Raw genomic sequence first — 16,087 nt, 5'->3', positions numbered from 1 at the left:
AAAAATCTGCTTGATCTGCCAAATCTGCGAGAGAATAAAAAAATCTTTATTAAATCTGCTCTTATCTGTTTAATCTGCGTGAAAAATATTTAAAGTAAATTTGCTAAAAAACACTTCAAAATGAATATCAGAAAAGCAGAAAAAACAGACGCAGTATATATCGCTCCTATATTATTATTGGCGATGGAAGATATCATCTACAAATTTATTGCGAAGGAAGATTACGCTTGCGCGAAAGATTTTCTGCAATACTTTGTTGAGAGGGAAAACAACCAATATTCGTATGAAAACTGTTTTGTTGCGGAGGAAAATAACGAAATTATTGGCGCCGTAAATATTTATAACGGAGGAGACATTGAGAAATTACGAAATCCGATTATTGAATACGTGAGAAAACATTATAATCCAGAGTTCGATCCAGAATTTGAAACGCGTGAAGGAGAATATTATATCGATTCATTGGGCGTAAATCCGAAATATCAAGGAAAAGGAATTGGTTCTCAATTATTGCAATTTTTAATTGATAAATACGTTCATAAAAATAAAGAGGTTTTAGGACTATTGGTTGAAGAAGACAATCCGAGTGCTAAAAAACTCTACTTAAAACTTGGTTTTAAAGTAGTTGGAAACAAAACCTTGGTCAAAAAAAACCTCGAACACCTCCAAATAAAAAATTAATTATAGAATGAAAAATATCACAATACTAGAAGCAGGTTTAATTTTAAGAATAGTTTTAGGAATCACAATGTTATCGGCCGTAGCAGACCGATTTGGAGTTTGGGGCGCACCGGGATCTAACGCCGTTGCTTGGGGAAATTGGGAAAATTTTGTAATCTACACACAATCTCTTAATCCATGGGCAAACAAATCCACAGCAGAAATTCTAGGCGGAATTGCCACTTTCTTCGAAGTTTTACTAAGCTTGTTATTGTTATTTGGTTTTAAAACGCGTCTTGCCGCTATTGGAACTACATTCTTAATGTGCGCTTTTGCATTTGCCATGTCAGTTTCTGTTTCGGTAAAAGCTCCTCTAGACTATTCGGTTTGGACAAGCGCCGCAGCTGCTTTACTGCTTGCTAATATTGGAAAAACCTCTTTTGCGGTTGATAATAGAATATAGGCTTAGTGGCCAGTGGTCAGTTCTTTAGTGTTCAGTTGCATTCTTTATGGTTAATGTTCGCTAAGCTTTGTCAAAGTTTGAAACTTTGACAAAACTTCTAGATTTAGATTAAACTGAACACTAAAAAACTGACCACTGACTACTAAAAACTTACTTTTTCATTTCTTTTCGAAAATAAATTCGTTCTGGAAATTGATCTTCAGCACTTTCTGTCCAGTCAAATTCTTCGTAATCTAATGATCGTAATTTTTCGATCAAGCCAGTATCTGCGGGGAAAACTTTCACCCAAACTAAATCATGTTTTCGCTGAAAAGCAATTTCTTCTGCTCTTTTAATAAGTGCTGTTAAATCTTCTTCATCAAAATAAATAATCTCACCCAGATTGATTGCTTTTGATGCGCCAAGGTTTTCATTTAGTATTCTCGATGAATCCAGCTTTAAATACGCTTGCGGAGTTTCACCGAGATATGCCATCAGAATTTCGATCGAAAAATCATTCTGAATTCTGAACAATTCTTTTTGAGACAAATGCTTCTCGGCATATTTTTCTCCTAAATCCTTTCCAAATAAATTGGTATAAAACTGAACAGCTTTGTCTTCCATCCAAAAGACATTATCGTTAATAATGACAACAAATTTTGCAATTTTACTCATTTCTTTTCTTTAATAATAAAAAGCAAAATTGAAGAGATTCGCAATCTAAAAAAAGAGCGATACGGCTTGAATTTTGTGCAAAATGTCCGTTGATGTTTTAGTCTATCTGCTTTTTTCGATATTCTAAAGGCGAAATGCCTTCTGAGTTTTTGAAAAATCTTCCAAAAATAGATTGATCAGAAAAATGAAGCATATCGCTAATCTGATTGATTGACATATTTTTATTCTGCAGTAAAACTTTGGCTTCCAAAATTACCATTTCGTTAATCCAGTCACTTGCCGTTTTACCACTGTTCTTTTTTATGACTTCAGACAAGTATTTTCGGCTGACGTTTAATTGGTCAGCATAATGCTGTACGTTTCTAAAATTCAGAAAGTCTTTAAAAAGAAGTTCTTTAAACTTTTCAAATAAAGGATTTTGCAATTCTGAAGAACCTTTTTCTTTTTGGATTGCATCAATCTCATAAATTAAAATGTAAAGATAACTTCTCAAAATAGCCGACTGATGTTTAGACTGCTTTTCTGATACTTCTTGAATTAAACTAAAAATGCGTTCAAACTTGCTTTCTTCTTTTTTAGTAAGCTGAGAAAAATGATTAGAACTATTTTCGAAAAAATCGTATTGTGCTAGAAAAAACACATTGGCCTGATTTTCTAGAAAGAATTGCGGTTTAAAAAATAGAATATCGATTAAAATTTCTTCTTCATTTTTAGAAAAACTCCTAATAACCGACGGAGCTAAAGTGATAATGGCTGGAGCTTGAACCAATTTCTTTTCAAGTCCCGTATGCATCACTATACTTCCTTTTCTTAGAAACTCAATCGCATAACTTTCTGCACGATACGGTTCGCTTATATAAGGATGCTCACTCGTCTGAATATAGAAATATTCCTTCTGATCGGCATGAGAAAACAAACTCTTATGATGCGTTAAGGAATAAGTCAGGATTTGATTCTTCATTTTTTAACCATTGAATTTTCAAATATAAACACTTTTTGAGTGTTCAGTGTACAGTTTTTTAGTAGTCAGTAAATACAAACTTTGTCAAAGTTTGAAACTTTGACAAAGCTTCTAGTTCTAGAGTCCAAGATAAACTGTATACTAAAGAACTGACCACTGACCACTAAAAATAATTTTTAAGCTTTTATTAAGCCCCTAATTTTTCTCAAAACAGATATGTATTCGTAAATTAGCAATTACAAAAACATCTCTTAAATGACAATACTTACCTTTACGCTGATCATGATTCTCGGTGCCTTTTTAGCAGGCTTTATTGGTTCATTATCAGGCTTAGGAGGCGGTATCATTATTATTCCGCTTCTTACTATTCTTCTCGGTGTCGATATTCATTATGCAATTGGAGCCGCTTTAGTCTCTGTTATCGCTACTTCTTCAGGTTCTGCCGCTGCTTATGTTAAAGAAGGAATTACCAATATGCGAATGGGAATTTTCCTCGAAATCGCTACTACTATCGGAGCAGTTTGCGGCGCTTTACTTTCCACTATTGCCCCTACTTCTTTTATCGCCGTTTTATTCGGTTTAACCTTGATTTTTTCGGCTATTAATTCGCTTCGAAAAAAAGAAGAACATATCGTTTTAGAATCGAGTCCGCTGGCTAAAAAATTAAAATTAGAAGGAACTTATCCAACACACGACGGCGAAGTTGTAAAATACGGAACCAAAAATGTAATTGGCGGTTTTAGTATGATGGGCGTTGCCGGAATGATGTCTGGTTTGCTCGGAATTGGTTCCGGTGCTTTTAAAGTTATTGCAATGGATAATATTATGAGAGTTCCCTTTAAAGTATCTACCACAACCAGTAATTTCATGATGGGTGTTACGGCAATGGCGAGTTCTGTAATTTATATTCAGAAAGGATATATCGAACCAGGAATCTGTATGCCAGTTGTTATTGGCGTTTTGTTCGGAGCAATGGCTGGAGCTAAAATTTTAGTACGAACAAATCCGAAGAAATTGAGAATATTTTTTGCCTGCCTGATTTTTGTTTTGGCAATTAACATGATTTATAACGGACTAAATGGAAAAATCTAATATGGTACAGGAAGAAAAATTTGGAGAAAAAGATTTTCAAACCATTATCGGAAACTTGCTTCGCTATGGCGTTTGGATTTCATTATCAGTAGCCTTTCTTGGCGGAATTGTTTATTTGCTTCATAACGGAAATCAGATTGAAGATTATTCTGTCTTCAAAGAAAACGACCGAAATATATTTGAAGTTATCGCCGCAATCTACAACGGAGCAATTCAAGGGAACGGTGAATCGCTAATTTTTACAGGAATTATTTTCTTGTTTTTAACGCCTGTTTTAAGGGTTTTACTTTCGCTTTTCTCATTTTTATTAGAGAAAGATTATCTATATGTCTGCATTACTTTAATTGTAATAATGATTATCATTACGAGTATTTCGTTCGGATTCTCGCATTAGTGATTTTAGATTGAAGATTTTAGATTTTAGATTGAAAATTTGGAATTTGGAATTTGAGATTAACGAATTGCAATTTTTAACACATAGAAACATAGATTTAGGTTTCTGAAAGAGTAAATTTTAAAAAATCTAGATTTTAACACATAGCTATGTGCATTCAAATAAGTGAAACGCCTTTGTACACATCAATAATTCTATGTTTCTATGTGTTGAAAAATAATTACATATCAGGTAATTTTAGATTTTTGGAACTTGGGATTTGGAATTTGAGATTAACGAATTGCAATTTTTAACACATAGAAACATAGATTTAAATTTCGAAAAAGTAAATTAAAAAAAATCTAGATTTTAACACATAGCTATGTGGATTCAAATAAGTGAAACGCCTTTGTAAGCATCACTAATTCTATGTTTCTATGTGTTGAAAAATAATTATATATTAGATAAATTTAGATTTTTGGAATTTGGAATTTATAAATTGGAATTTATAAAATTGAAAATTTTATGGAAATAGGAATAGACAGTTTTGCTTCGGCAATGTACGGCGATAACAACACTTTGAGTAGTGTTGATGCCATGGAGCAGTTACTGCAGCGAATTGAATTTGCAGATCAGGCTGGTCTTGATGTTTTCGGAATTGGTGAACATCATAAAAAAGAGTTTTTAGATTCTGCTACAGCAGTTATTTTAAGTGCGGCGGCGGCAAGAACCAAAAATATCCGACTCGCAAGTGCTGTTTCGGTTTTGAGTGCTGCAGATCCTGTTCGTGTTTATCAGAGTTTTGCAACTTTAGATTTGATTTCTAAAGGAAGAGCCGAAATCGTAGCGGGACGTGGTTCTGCAATAGAAGCTTATCCTCTTTTCGGATATAATCTTAGAGATTATGATGCGCTTTTCAGCGAAAAATTAGAATTGCTATTACAAATTCGCGATAATGAATTCATAACTTGGGAAGGAAAATTTCGTCCAGCTTTAGACAATCAGCCGGTTTATCCGAGAGCTTTACAGGAAAAAATGCCGATTTGGCTTGGAGTCGGCGGAACACCAGAATCTTTTGTTAGAGCAGGTTCTCTTGGACTTCCGTTAATGGTGGCTGTTATTGGCGGGCAAACACATCGTTTTAAACCTTTAGTCGATTTATATCGTGAAGCTGGGAAAGCGGCAGGTTTTTCGCCTGACGAATTAAAAGTTGGTTTGCATTCGCCTGGTTATGTAGGAACTTCAACTGAAAGTGCCGTTGCCGATTATTACCCAGGTTATGCCGAATTATGGACTAAATTAGGATACGAAAGAGGCTGGCCTCCTGTTACCAAAGGTAAATTTGACGGCTTAATTGATGATTTAGGCGTTTTAATTGTCGGAAGCCCGGAACGTGCAGCAGAGAAAATCCTTCGTCACAGCGAAGCACTTGGTGGCGTCGACCGTTTTACTTTCCAAATGGATAATGCTGGATTGACTCATAAACAATTAATGAGCGCCATTGAATTGATTGGAACAAAATTGATTCCGTTGATTAAAAAAGGATAGCTTTTTAAAGGTTCTAAGATACTGAGACGCTAAGGTCATATGTTTTTTTGACATAAACAGGCAATTTTGTTTTACGCATTTTTACGCATAGTTTGTCATCCCGAGGAACGAGGGATCTCCACAAGAAACTCCACAATCTAAATCGACAATCTTTGCCGAGCTACTCATGGAGATCCCTCGTTCCTCGGGATGACAAAAAAGAGGAAAAAACCTTAGCATCTTAGAATCTCAGCACCTTAGAACCTCAAAAAAAAAGCACCTGAATTAACAGATGCTTTTTTTTTGTGATTTGTAATTTTTCAACGAAAACAAACCATATTAGAATTTGTAAGATACACCAACTCTGAAGTTTGTTCCTGGTTCTGCTTGCCAGTAGTAAGCACTTAACCAAGAATAGTATGAACCGCTGTATAAGTATTTGTCTAAAATATTAAATACGTTTGCTGTAACTTTCACTTTACCAATTTCATAAGATAAACCTCCGTCAAGTCTGAAGTAAGAAGGCAATCTTTGAAGTCCTTCGCTCCAAGTATCTGTTTGGCGTCCGTCAAGGAAAGTTCCACCGATAGAAGCTCCAAAACCTTTAATTTTTCCAGACTGCACGGTATAGTTTAACCATGCATTTGCAACATGTTTAGAATATCCTGGAACAATATCTCCTTCATTAATTCCTGTTGCAGCAGATACTGCAGGATCAACTTTGTTTACAATAGATTCTGTAAATGCGTAGTTAGCAATAAGATTCATTCCGTCAAAAAGTTTTCCTCTTAAATCAAGCTCTATTCCTTGTGCTCTTTTTTCTCCCAAAACAACGCTATATTGTTCTCCCGGAGTATTTGCAGGATCAGATGTTAATTCGTTTTTCTTTAAAATGCTGTAAGCTGCTAAAGTAGTACTCCAAGATCCGTCAAACCAGTCTTTTTTAATACCAAATTCAACATTATTTCCAGTAAGCGGTTTTACTTTATCGCCGTTTTTAATAATTCCAGCTTGAGGCGTAAAAGCTTGATCGTACAATCCGTAAATTGCTGTGCTTTCGTTAATAGAGAAACTTAAACCAACACGAGGCGTAACATGGCTGTCTGAGATTGGATCTCCACCCCAGCTTGCTTGGCTCAACCAAGTGTAACGAGCAGCAAGAGTTAATCTCAATTTGTTTTCGAAGAAACCTAATTCATCCTGAATATATCCAGCTGCATATTCTGAACTCATTAAACCTCCTGCATTTTTTGCTCTAATAGAAAGCGGCGTTGTATGATCAAATTGTGGGAAACCGTTTGAAGGCGTTCCGTAATTTGGATTGTATACGTTAAAAGGATTGTCAACAGTATCTAAATCATGAGATTGTCCCCAATCTGCAGCATAATCTTTGCTTCCTAAATCTACTCCTCCTAATAATTTGTGGCTTACAGATCCTGTATTGAATTTTCCGTTTACGAAAATCTGTCCTAAATACATATTACTTTCAGCATCCCAGATTCCAACGTTTCTAATGATTTCTCCATAAGCAAGATTTCCTTCAGGAACACCATCAAAATCTCTGTCAGCAGGCCCTGGACCTACAACCCCAGGCCAAGAGCTGTACCCTTGCTGAATATATTTGAAATAAGAAGTTTGTGCAGTCAATTTCCAGTTATCATCGAACTTATGTTCAAATTGCAAGTAACCGCTATGATCCTGAATATTAGTATCTGGCAATCCAGGAGCTGTCATTGTAAAACTGCGTGGCAATGTAGCATATCCGCCCGCTTCAGGTCCAAAAACATAGTAAGAACCAACTTCAGTCATATTTGCATATTGGAAATTGTACTCAAATGTTAATTTTGTTTTGTCATCAAACTGATATGAAATTACTGGAGCAATTACATAACGGTCATTGTGTTCAAACGGACGTACAGCACCTTTTTTCTGAGCCGCTCCGTTAAATCTGTATAATAATTTTCCTTTTTTATCTAATTTTCCGTCAAGGTCTATACTTACTCTGTAGAAATCGTAGCTTCCTACCAAAGCACTAACTTCTCCTTTTGTAACTCCCGTTGGTTTTTTAGTCACCACATTGTATAATCCCGCTGGGTCACCGCTTGAAAGCATAAATCCAGCTGGTCCTTTTACAAATTCGATGTGATCTACAAAACTCATATCTTCTGTTAAAGGTCCCCAGAAAGAAGAAACAACATTAAATCCGTTTCTAAAAGCCTGAATTTGAGAGCCTCTCATTGTAATATTAGTATACAAATCTCCCCAGTGCTCCAAACGTACAGCACCACTCACGTTACGGATTACACCATCACTCATACTTGTAATCTGCTGGTCTTTTAAAGTTTGAGCACTTACAATTTGAATGTTTTGTGGAATCTCAAGTACTGGTGTCTGCAAACGTAAAGACATGGAAGGCTTGTCTTGCTTGTATTTATTTTTTGTAATGACAACTTCTTGAAGATCTTCCTGACTTTCGTTTAATGAAAAATTCTTAGTTGTAGTCTGTTTTGCTGTTACAACAACTTTATCTTCTATTGGTGCAATACCAACTGCACGAACCACAATTGTATAAGTTCCTGGTTTTACTCTTGTAATTTCATATTGTCCTGAAACTGTAGTAACGTCAGAATATTTGGTTCCTTTCAACGTCACTGAGATATTCTCGGCAGCAGTATTACCGCTTAACGAAATTTTTCCAGCTACTTTCCCAAAATCCTGCTGTGCCATCATTTGCAATGAACTTAAAAGCAGCACTAAAAAGTAAGCTTTGGTATTAAAAATTATTTTCATTTTGGATTGATTTTTATAATTGTTCGGCAAAAGTAATTTCAAATATTGGGTTTTCCAAATTATTTTTATTCGTTCTAAATAAATCTAACAATTTGTAATACTTTAACAAAGAAATAAATTTAAAAACCCCTATTTTTTAAGTTATTTCTTTCCAATATTAATCTACATTAAGTTTTAAACCGAATTCTATTTCTATCTTTATCATTCCAAAAATTCAAAATATATCCACTTAAAAACACTTTGTATGAAATCAAATACCATAAGAAAAGTTGCCATTGTAGGCTATAACAGAATTCCTTTTGCACGAGCTAATACTGCTTATTCTAATGTCGGAAACAAAGAAATGATGACCGCAGCGCTCAATGGTCTTATTGATAAATACAATTTGAACGGAAAGCTTTTAGGCGAAGTTGCGGGTGGTGCCGTGATAAAGCATTCGTACGATATGAATCTTATTAGAGAATGTGTTCTAAAAACTTCTCTAGATCCTGCTACTCCCGCTTGCGATTTACAGCAGGCTTGCGACACAGGAATTGAAAGCGCTCTTTATATTGCCAACAAAATTGCATTAGGACAAATTGATTCTGGAATTGCTGGAGGTGTTGATTCTATTAGCGATATGCCAATTGCGGTAAGCGAGAAATTGAGAAAAACGTTATTAGAAGCCAGACAGGCCAAATCGTTGGGGGCAAAAATTAAAACGTTTTTGAAACTTCGTCCAAAAGATTTTACGCCTTTGGTTCCTAGAAATGAAGAATCTCAAACTGGACTTTCTATGGGCGGACATACCGAAATTACTGCAAAATACTATAAAATACCTCGCGAAGAACAAGATGAATTGGCATTAAAAAGTCATTTGAATATGGCAAAAGCCTACGATGAAGGTTTCTTTGATGATATGGTTACTCCTTTTAACGGTCTTGCAAAAGACAACAATCTACGACCCGATTCTACTCTAGAAAAACTGGCAAAGCTTAAACCTGCTTTTGATAAAGTAAACGGAACATTGACAGCAGGAAACTCGACTCCGCTTACCGATGGCGCTTCTTGTGTTCTTCTGGCAAGCGAAGAATGGGCAAAAGAACAAGGACTTCCTATATTGGCTTACATCACTTTTGGTGAAATTGCTGCCATAGAATACGTTAAAAATCAGCAGAATCTTTTATTGGCGCCGTTATTTGCGGTTTCTAGAATGTTGGAAAAAGCAGAACTAAATCTTCAGGATTTTGATTATTACGAAATTCACGAAGCTTTTGCAGCTCAGACTTTAGCCACTTTAAAAATTTGGGAAAGTCCAGAATTGAGTGCAGAAATCGGTTTAAAGAAAGCTTTAGGAGCAATTGACAGGAATAAATTAAATGTAAAAGGAAGCAGTTTAGCAGCCGCGCATCCTTTTGCTGCAACTGGCGGAAGAATTATTGGTGTAATGGCCAAATTGCTCAACGAAAAAGGTTCTGGAAGAGGATTAATTTCGATTTGCGCTGCAGGTGGACAAGGGGTTACGATGATTATTGAGAAATAGTTTTTTTAAGGTGCTAAGGTTCTGAGATGCTAAGTTTTTTCTTGCCACGAAGGCACTAAGACGCTAAGGTTTTTAATTTGTAAAGAATTGAGATAAAATTATAATCGCGCAAAGTCGCAAAGTTTTTTTTTGAAGGTGGTAAGTTTTTTGCCACGAAGACACTAAGGCACAAAGTTTTTTTTGATTTTCGAAGATGCTAAGTTTAATTCTCTCGCTGATTTTGGAGATCTTGTAAATTAAATTAACATAACGTTTGTCATCCTGAGGAACGAAGGATCTCCGCAAGTAGCTCGACATAGCATATCATTAGCCATAATAAACCTGACAGGTTTTTAAAACCTGTCAGGTTTAATTTGTAATCTTAATAAAAAAAAAACTTCGCGACTTTGCGTCTTTGCGAGATTATTAACTTCCCACACATCTTTAGAACTTAATGCCTTACAAATAAAAAAACTTCGCGTCTTTGCGTCTTTGCGAGATTTAAACCATTCAGGTACTTGCTCTCGTTGCGTAGACGCACTGCAGCGCGTCTCCTACAATACAATGTCTACAATAAAATCTTCGTGTCTTAGCGTCTTTGTGGCAAAAACATTAGCATCTCAGCATCTTAGAACCTTAGCACCTTCAAAAAAACTAAACCGTAAAATAAGGAGACAAAATATCTTCAAAATTGTAAAGGCCTTTTTCTTTTTCTTTTAGATTTTCGGCAACAAAAATAACACCGTTTCCAAAAGCTTCTCTCGAAATAGATTCATGTATTAAACGCACAGTCTGAAAAGGAAAACCAAAAATAACTTCATGTTTTCCGACAATTCCTCCTGCCCTAACCGAATTAATATTTTCTTTGTCAACATCGAGTGCTTCGGCTATTTTTACTGCTGTTCCAGACGTTCCTTGTTTGGTTTTAAAATGTTCTTCATTCACTTCGATATCAACCCACGGCGCAATTTTCTTTAAAAATTTCGCAGCAAATAAAAGATAATTTACACCCAACGTAATATTTGGCGACCAAAATACAGTAGTTTTTTTAGCCAATTTTTTAAGAAATGCCAGCTCTTTCTCTTTATAATGCGAAATCGCCGAAATAATTTTCACCTCTTTTTTTGCCGCAGCCTCTCCATACGTATAAATTCCCTGATGAGACGAAAAATCGATAATAACGTCAACAGGATGCTTTTCTAATAATTCTTCTATTGAAGTTTTTGAACTAGAATAGATTAAGCCGGGTTCTTCTGACTCCACTCCAAAAAATTCTGGAACCGATCTGTGTTCTAAAACAGTACTTTGTCTTAAAACCCACTCTAAACAGAATTTGTTATTTTCTAATAATATTGAAGCTACTGATTTTCCAGTCTTTCCGAATCCGATTAATCCTATTTTCATAAGCATTTATTTTTTTATAGGCGAAGTATGCCCGGTTGAAAATATTGATATTGTAAAGAGGTCAATATCATCCTAATTTTATTTTTTGCGACAGTTGTAAAAACGTCTGTCCATAAAAATAGGAAAATCATAACAGAACAGACAACAAAAACTTTGTTTTATAACAATAAAAACCATTATTAATACTACTTTTTCTGTTAATACAAAATTCCGACATGCTATTTTGCATCTAATCATCCTTTTAAATTATTCCGTCGAAAATGTTAAAAAATGACTTTAAAAAAAAGATTTCATCACATACAAGTAAACATATTTTAACTAGATTTATCACCTGATATCCCCAAATTAATATCGTAAATAATGGCTTACAATAACAATGAATTACTTCGTTTTTTAGATGCTCAAAACAAATTGTATTTAACAGCTCTGGACGAAATCAAAAATGGCAAAAAAGAATCTCCTTGGATGTGGTTTATTTTTCCGCAGATAAAAGGAATGGGTTCAAGCGATACATCCAAATTTTACGAAATCAAAAATGCCGACGAAGCAATTGCTTTTCTAGAACACCCTATTTTAGGAAAGCATCTGGTAGAAATCACTTCAGAACTTATTAAAAAAGAAGAAAATGTTTCTGATATTTTCGAAAGTCTTGATGTAGAAAGATTGCAATCTTGCATGACTTTGTTTGCAAGCGTACAAAATTCAGAGTCTATTTTTCAGGAAGTCCTTCATAAACATTTTGACGGTTCATCCGATTTTCATACCCTTCAATTATTATACAATAACCTGTAAAGTGGGCGTAGAATAAGGCTTTGCAATGTTATCAAATTTAAAATTATCGCCTATTTTTTAGGTTTTAAAATTTAGATCGCTACCTTTGCAACACTGTTGCGTTTTAATATAATAAAAAACGGATAGAAAAATCTGGAATGAAAAAAAGAATTATCGCTGTTAATTTTTTAATGTCTTTAATAGTATTGGCCTCAATGCTGTTTCAGACCGTACATTCCTATGAGCATGTTATTAAACAGTTTTCAGAAAAACCTTGTGAACATCATACCAGCGAAAATCAAAAGGAAATAACGCACAGCCACGCGACAGATACGCAATGCCATATTTGTCATTTTGCTTTTAGCACTTATATTCCGAATGCTTTTCAAACGGTAGTTTTTCAAAAAATAGAAATAACCATTAAGCCGATCTATGTTTTTACGCAGTCGGTTTCCACATTCTTCAAAGGCAGTTTATTTGCTTTAAGGGCACCTCCTGCTCTATTCTAGTCACTTGATTATCTTTTTTTAGAAACTTTCGCTTTGAGTGCAAAGAGTAGGAAGCATTTTGTGTTTTCTTATTTCGCTTTCGCGGATAATCAACTGTAGACTTTCCCTTTCATTTCAAAAAAAAGAATTTCAGGCATGCTAATCTGTATGTTCTGAAGTCTGAATTATTATTTCCAAATATTTAATCCAAATAAAATACCACTATGCTTACAGCTGAAAATCTGACCAAGAAATATGGCGATCATACTGCTTTGAATGCTTTAAATTTAACGATTAAAGAAGGCGAAATATTCGCGCTTTTAGGTCAAAACGGTGCTGGAAAAACCACTACAATTAATCTCTTTTTAGGTTTCATAGAGCCAACCGATGGAACTTTAACCATCAACGATATAACGGTTACATTAAATGCCAAAACAACGAAAGAATTTGTTGCCTACATTCCAGAAACGGTAATACTTTACCCAAATCTGACCGGATTGGAAAACCTAAAATTTTTCTCTTCTCTCGCAGGTTTTAAATACACTACAGGAGAACTTACTTATTTTTTAAACAAAGCAGGATTGCAACCTAAAGCACACGATCAGAATTTGGGTGGTTATTCTAAAGGAATGCGCCAGAAGGTCGGAATTGCGATTGCTATTGCCAAAAAAGCAAAAGTGCTTTTGCTGGACGAACCTACAAGCGGTTTAGATCCTAAGGCTTCTAACGAATTTTCTCAAATCTTAAAAGAGCTTTCTGCAGACGGAACAGCGATTTTAATGGCAACTCATGACATTTTCAGAGCGCGCGAAGTGGCTTCTCATATCGGAATTATGAAACAAGGAAATTTGGTAACCGTAATTGAAGCGGAAAAAATTTCGGCAAACGAATTAGAAAATTTGTATTTACAAACGGTTTAAAGGAAACCTAGATTTCCATTCCATACCATGAAACATGTTTTTTCCTTACTATTTTTAGTAAGCAGTTTTTCTTTTCTAAATGCTCAAAACAGCAGCGGAAAAATTATTGATGCAGAAACTAAAGAACCGATTCCGAATGCTTTTATTCAGTTATTAAATTCGAATAAAGAAACTACAACCGATCATAATGGAGCTTTTTCATTGGACGGACAAGGAACGCTTCAAATTTCTGCTGCGGGTTTTAAAACCATTCAGCTAAAATCGAGTTCCGATTTCTTAAACATTGAATTAAATATTGACCGAAATGAATTGCAAACGGTTGAAATTGTTGGTCGCTCGACGCGAAAGTACAACAGCGATTATTCGTTTTCGGCAACCAAAACAGCTTCTTTAAATAAAGATATTCCGCAATCTATTTCGAGCATTACAAAAGAGCTAATTGCCGATAAAGGCGCTATTTATCTGGCCGATGTTGTTAAAATGGCAAGCGGGGTTATTCCTTCAAGTTTTTACAATCAATATACAATTCGAGGAATTAGTCAAAATGAAGAAGGCCAGATTATTAACGGAATGCGAACCCGTCAATATTATTTCTTACAGCCTTTAACAAGCAATATCGAGCGTGTCGAAGTTATAAAAGGGCCTTCTAGTGCTACGTTTTCTTCTGTCGATCCAGGAGGAAGCATTAATATGGTGACCAAAAAACCTTTGGCAACCGACCGAAAAGAAGTAAGTCTGATGGTTGGGAGTTTCAGTACGATTCGTGGTACTTTAGATTTTACAGGCCCTTTAAACGAATCCAAAACACTTTTATACCGAGTAAACGGAGCATATCAGGAAGCGAAATCATTTCGAGATCTTGTAAATAATAAGTCTTTTCTAATTTCTCCATCGTTCAGTTATGTTCCAAATGAGAAAACAGCAATTAACACCGAACTGATTCTGAGCGACATGACTGGAACACTAGATCGCGGACAGCCTATTTTTGGCGCTGTTGCTGGTGTAACCAACTTAAAACAAACGCCAATAAGCTTAAATCTGGCTGCTTCTGGCGATTATTTTAAGTCGAAAGAAATGATTTTCATGACGAATTTAGCGCATAAATTTTCGTCAAAAATTGGTTTCAATGCCTCGTATATGAAACAAACTTGGACAGAAGATCTTCAAGAGCACCGCACCACAAACGGCTTTGCGGTAGATATGAACAATCAGCCTGTTACAAGTCTGGCGATGATGCAGTACGTACAACGCAAACAATATTGGGATATTGATAATTTGAGCGCTTATTTCAACTTTGACTTTAAGACAGGAAAACTCAATCATAAACTATTGATAGGTTACGATTTAAGCAGTTGGAATAAAAATCTAGGAGGCGGACAAAATGCCGCGAGAGGCTATTTATTGAATGATGGCACTGTAGCCAGTTCTTTTGTTCCTGCAAATGCTTCCAACTATCAGACCGTTACAGTAAACGGCGTTGTTTTGCCAAAACCAAATGTCAATTTCTTTGACTTGAATAATCCTTCGTACGCTTTAAGAGATACAGAATCTTATGTTTTAAATGTCCGTACAGCGCTTCCTTCTGCTCTTACAACAACCAATGCGGTTTATATTCAGGATGAGATTCAATGGGAAAAATTCCGTTTTTTATTGGGATTAAGAAGCGAATGGTTTGAGGATGTTACTAATTATGAAACCAATAATGAATTGACCGTTAAAAAATCAGCTTTATTGCCAAGAATTGGCGTTACTTATGCCATAAACAACGAGATAAACGTTTACACGACTTATCTAGAAGGCTATCAGCCACAATCGAACACCACTACTTTGATGCCGCAAACGGGAAGTCTGCCTGCCGGAAGTCTTTTTAAACCTTTAGAAAGTGATTTAAAAGAATTTGGGATGAAAGCTGTTTTCTTCAATAATAGCGTAAGTTTTAATGCTGCGGTTTACGAAATCAATCAGCGTAATATTTTGATGAATGCCAATGATCCTGTAAATCCAGATTTATTGGTAACGAGAGGTTCAGAAAGAAGCCGTGGTTTCGAATGTGATTTAGCTGGATATATTACTCCAGATTGGCAAATTAACGTTTCGTACAGCTATATCGATGCTAAAATTACCAATGATGCAGATGCTTCATTAATAGGACAGCGAAAACAAAACACGCCAAAAAACAGCGCCAATTTATGGACGCGATACAACTTTGCTTCAGATTCTGTTCTAGACGATTTCGGAATTGGATTCGGAATGCAGTACCAAAGCAGTAAAGTGCCTTGGTTTACTAGAGATTTCACTCTTCCTGACTTTACCATTTTTGATGCTGCTCTTTATTACAAACCCAATAATAGCGATATACAAATTGCTGTAAATGCAGGAAACCTGCTTAATAAAACCTATTGGTTAGGCGCTCAAAACTATTTGAGATTATTTCCTGGAAGTCCAAGAAATGCGAGCCTTACCGTAACTTATAAATTCTAATTTAT

At 35.4% G+C, this 16,087-nt stretch carries 14 protein-coding genes; 10 read left to right on the top strand and 4 right to left on the bottom strand.

The window, feature by feature from the left end; genetic code table 11:
• Nucleotides 1-120: 120 nt before the first annotated feature.
• Complete coding sequence (locus Q9Q97_RS19335; RefSeq protein ID WP_306160112.1) at nucleotides 121-678, top strand: GNAT family N-acetyltransferase; 558 nt, start codon at nucleotides 121-123, stop codon at nucleotides 676-678.
• Between the two features lie 7 nt (nucleotides 679-685).
• A complete protein-coding gene (locus tag Q9Q97_RS19330) occupies nucleotides 686-1,120 on the top strand; it encodes a DoxX family membrane protein (protein ID WP_306160110.1) in 435 nt (144 codons plus the stop codon).
• 150 nt (nucleotides 1,121-1,270) lie between these two features.
• Here Q9Q97_RS19330 and Q9Q97_RS19325 read toward each other — a convergent pair whose 3' ends face one another.
• Both Q9Q97_RS19325 and Q9Q97_RS19320 read right to left on the bottom strand, forming a co-directional pair.
• A complete protein-coding gene (locus Q9Q97_RS19325; RefSeq protein ID WP_306160108.1) occupies nucleotides 1,271-1,774 on the bottom strand; it encodes a hypothetical protein in 504 nt (167 codons plus the stop codon).
• A 97-nt stretch (nucleotides 1,775-1,871) separates the two neighbouring features.
• On the bottom strand, nucleotides 1,872-2,735 hold the full coding sequence (locus tag Q9Q97_RS19320; RefSeq protein WP_306160106.1) for an AraC family transcriptional regulator: 864 nt from the start codon (nucleotides 2,733-2,735) through the stop codon (nucleotides 1,872-1,874).
• 255 nt (nucleotides 2,736-2,990) lie between these two features.
• On the opposite strand from Q9Q97_RS19320, the gene Q9Q97_RS19315 reads away from it, so the two are divergent.
• The 3 genes from Q9Q97_RS19315 to Q9Q97_RS19305 all read left to right on the top strand — a co-directional run bounded on the left by Q9Q97_RS19315 (nucleotide 2,991) and on the right by Q9Q97_RS19305 (nucleotide 5,748).
• Nucleotides 2,991-3,827, top strand: coding sequence for a sulfite exporter TauE/SafE family protein (locus Q9Q97_RS19315; RefSeq protein ID WP_306160104.1), 837 nt, complete (start codon nucleotides 2,991-2,993; stop codon nucleotides 3,825-3,827).
• On the top strand, nucleotides 3,814-4,221 hold the full coding sequence (locus Q9Q97_RS19310; protein ID WP_306160102.1) for a DUF1634 domain-containing protein: 408 nt from the start codon (nucleotides 3,814-3,816) through the stop codon (nucleotides 4,219-4,221). Before Q9Q97_RS19315 ends, Q9Q97_RS19310 begins: the two co-directional genes overlap by 14 nt.
• Nucleotides 4,222-4,725: 504 nt before the next feature.
• A complete protein-coding gene (locus tag Q9Q97_RS19305; RefSeq protein ID WP_306160100.1) occupies nucleotides 4,726-5,748 on the top strand; it encodes an LLM class flavin-dependent oxidoreductase in 1,023 nt (340 codons plus the stop codon).
• A gap of 318 nt (nucleotides 5,749-6,066) precedes the next feature.
• Here the strand turns inward: Q9Q97_RS19305 and Q9Q97_RS19300 are convergent, their stop codons facing one another.
• Entirely contained in the window at nucleotides 6,067-8,517 is a 2,451-nt protein-coding gene (locus Q9Q97_RS19300) for a TonB-dependent receptor (protein ID WP_306160098.1), read from the bottom strand.
• 244 nt (nucleotides 8,518-8,761) lie between these two features.
• Here Q9Q97_RS19300 and Q9Q97_RS19295 point away from each other — a divergent pair, with 244 nt between their 5' ends.
• On the top strand, nucleotides 8,762-10,039 hold the full coding sequence (locus Q9Q97_RS19295; RefSeq protein ID WP_306160096.1) for an acetyl-CoA C-acetyltransferase: 1,278 nt from the start codon (nucleotides 8,762-8,764) through the stop codon (nucleotides 10,037-10,039).
• Between the two features lie 633 nt (nucleotides 10,040-10,672).
• On the opposite strand, the gene Q9Q97_RS19290 is transcribed toward Q9Q97_RS19295, so the two are convergent.
• The gene (locus Q9Q97_RS19290) at nucleotides 10,673-11,422 is read right to left on the bottom strand and encodes a 4-hydroxy-tetrahydrodipicolinate reductase (protein ID WP_306160094.1); all 750 of its coding nucleotides are present in this window, start codon (nucleotides 11,420-11,422) and stop codon (nucleotides 10,673-10,675) included.
• A gap of 360 nt (nucleotides 11,423-11,782) precedes the next feature.
• Between Q9Q97_RS19290 and Q9Q97_RS19285 the strand changes: the two genes are divergently transcribed.
• From Q9Q97_RS19285 to Q9Q97_RS19270, 4 genes are all read left to right on the top strand, one after another.
• Nucleotides 11,783-12,214 (top strand): DUF1810 domain-containing protein, encoded by a 432-nt coding sequence (locus Q9Q97_RS19285; RefSeq protein WP_306160092.1) that lies wholly within the window; start codon nucleotides 11,783-11,785, stop codon nucleotides 12,212-12,214.
• A 137-nt stretch (nucleotides 12,215-12,351) separates the two neighbouring features.
• Nucleotides 12,352-12,702 carry a hypothetical protein gene (locus Q9Q97_RS19280; protein ID WP_306160090.1) on the top strand — a complete coding sequence of 117 codons (351 nt, stop codon included), beginning with the start codon at nucleotides 12,352-12,354 and terminating at the stop codon, nucleotides 12,700-12,702.
• A 203-nt stretch (nucleotides 12,703-12,905) separates the two neighbouring features.
• The gene (locus Q9Q97_RS19275; RefSeq protein WP_306160088.1) at nucleotides 12,906-13,601 is read left to right on the top strand and encodes an ABC transporter ATP-binding protein; all 696 of its coding nucleotides are present in this window, start codon (nucleotides 12,906-12,908) and stop codon (nucleotides 13,599-13,601) included.
• 27 nt (nucleotides 13,602-13,628) lie between these two features.
• Nucleotides 13,629-16,082: a TonB-dependent siderophore receptor gene (locus Q9Q97_RS19270; RefSeq protein ID WP_306160086.1), complete on the top strand. Its 2,454-nt coding sequence runs from the start codon at nucleotides 13,629-13,631 to the stop codon at nucleotides 16,080-16,082.
• Nucleotides 16,083-16,087: the final 5 nt, after the last annotated feature.

It is taken from the genome of Flavobacterium sp. DG2-3, assembly GCF_030730925.1.
In the GTDB taxonomy this organism is placed as follows: domain Bacteria; phylum Bacteroidota; class Bacteroidia; order Flavobacteriales; family Flavobacteriaceae; genus Flavobacterium.
The sequence above is the reverse complement of the archived record's forward strand: the minus strand, read 5'-3'. Positions and strand labels throughout refer to the sequence as shown.

Bases quoted from the DNA above. Each gene is read 5' to 3' on its own strand.
- Q9Q97_RS19335 (WP_306160112.1), top strand. From the start codon at position 121: ATGAATATCAGAAAAGCAGAAAAAACAGACGCAGTATATATCGCTCCT.
- Q9Q97_RS19330 (WP_306160110.1), top strand. From the start codon at position 686: ATGAAAAATATCACAATACTAGAAGCAGGTTTAATTTTAAGAATAGTT.
- Q9Q97_RS19325 (WP_306160108.1), bottom strand. From the start codon at position 1,774: ATGAGTAAAATTGCAAAATTTGTTGTCATTATTAACGATAATGTCTTT.
- Q9Q97_RS19320 (WP_306160106.1), bottom strand. From the start codon at position 2,735: ATGAAGAATCAAATCCTGACTTATTCCTTAACGCATCATAAGAGTTTG.
- Q9Q97_RS19315 (WP_306160104.1), top strand. From the start codon at position 2,991: ATGACAATACTTACCTTTACGCTGATCATGATTCTCGGTGCCTTTTTA.
- Q9Q97_RS19310 (WP_306160102.1), top strand. From the start codon at position 3,814: ATGGAAAAATCTAATATGGTACAGGAAGAAAAATTTGGAGAAAAAGAT.
- Q9Q97_RS19305 (WP_306160100.1), top strand. From the start codon at position 4,726: ATGGAAATAGGAATAGACAGTTTTGCTTCGGCAATGTACGGCGATAAC.
- Q9Q97_RS19300 (WP_306160098.1), bottom strand. From the start codon at position 8,517: ATGAAAATAATTTTTAATACCAAAGCTTACTTTTTAGTGCTGCTTTTA.
- Q9Q97_RS19295 (WP_306160096.1), top strand. From the start codon at position 8,762: ATGAAATCAAATACCATAAGAAAAGTTGCCATTGTAGGCTATAACAGA.
- Q9Q97_RS19290 (WP_306160094.1), bottom strand. From the start codon at position 11,422: ATGAAAATAGGATTAATCGGATTCGGAAAGACTGGAAAATCAGTAGCT.
- Q9Q97_RS19285 (WP_306160092.1), top strand. From the start codon at position 11,783: ATGGCTTACAATAACAATGAATTACTTCGTTTTTTAGATGCTCAAAAC.
- Q9Q97_RS19280 (WP_306160090.1), top strand. From the start codon at position 12,352: ATGAAAAAAAGAATTATCGCTGTTAATTTTTTAATGTCTTTAATAGTA.
- Q9Q97_RS19275 (WP_306160088.1), top strand. From the start codon at position 12,906: ATGCTTACAGCTGAAAATCTGACCAAGAAATATGGCGATCATACTGCT.
- Q9Q97_RS19270 (WP_306160086.1), top strand. From the start codon at position 13,629: ATGAAACATGTTTTTTCCTTACTATTTTTAGTAAGCAGTTTTTCTTTT.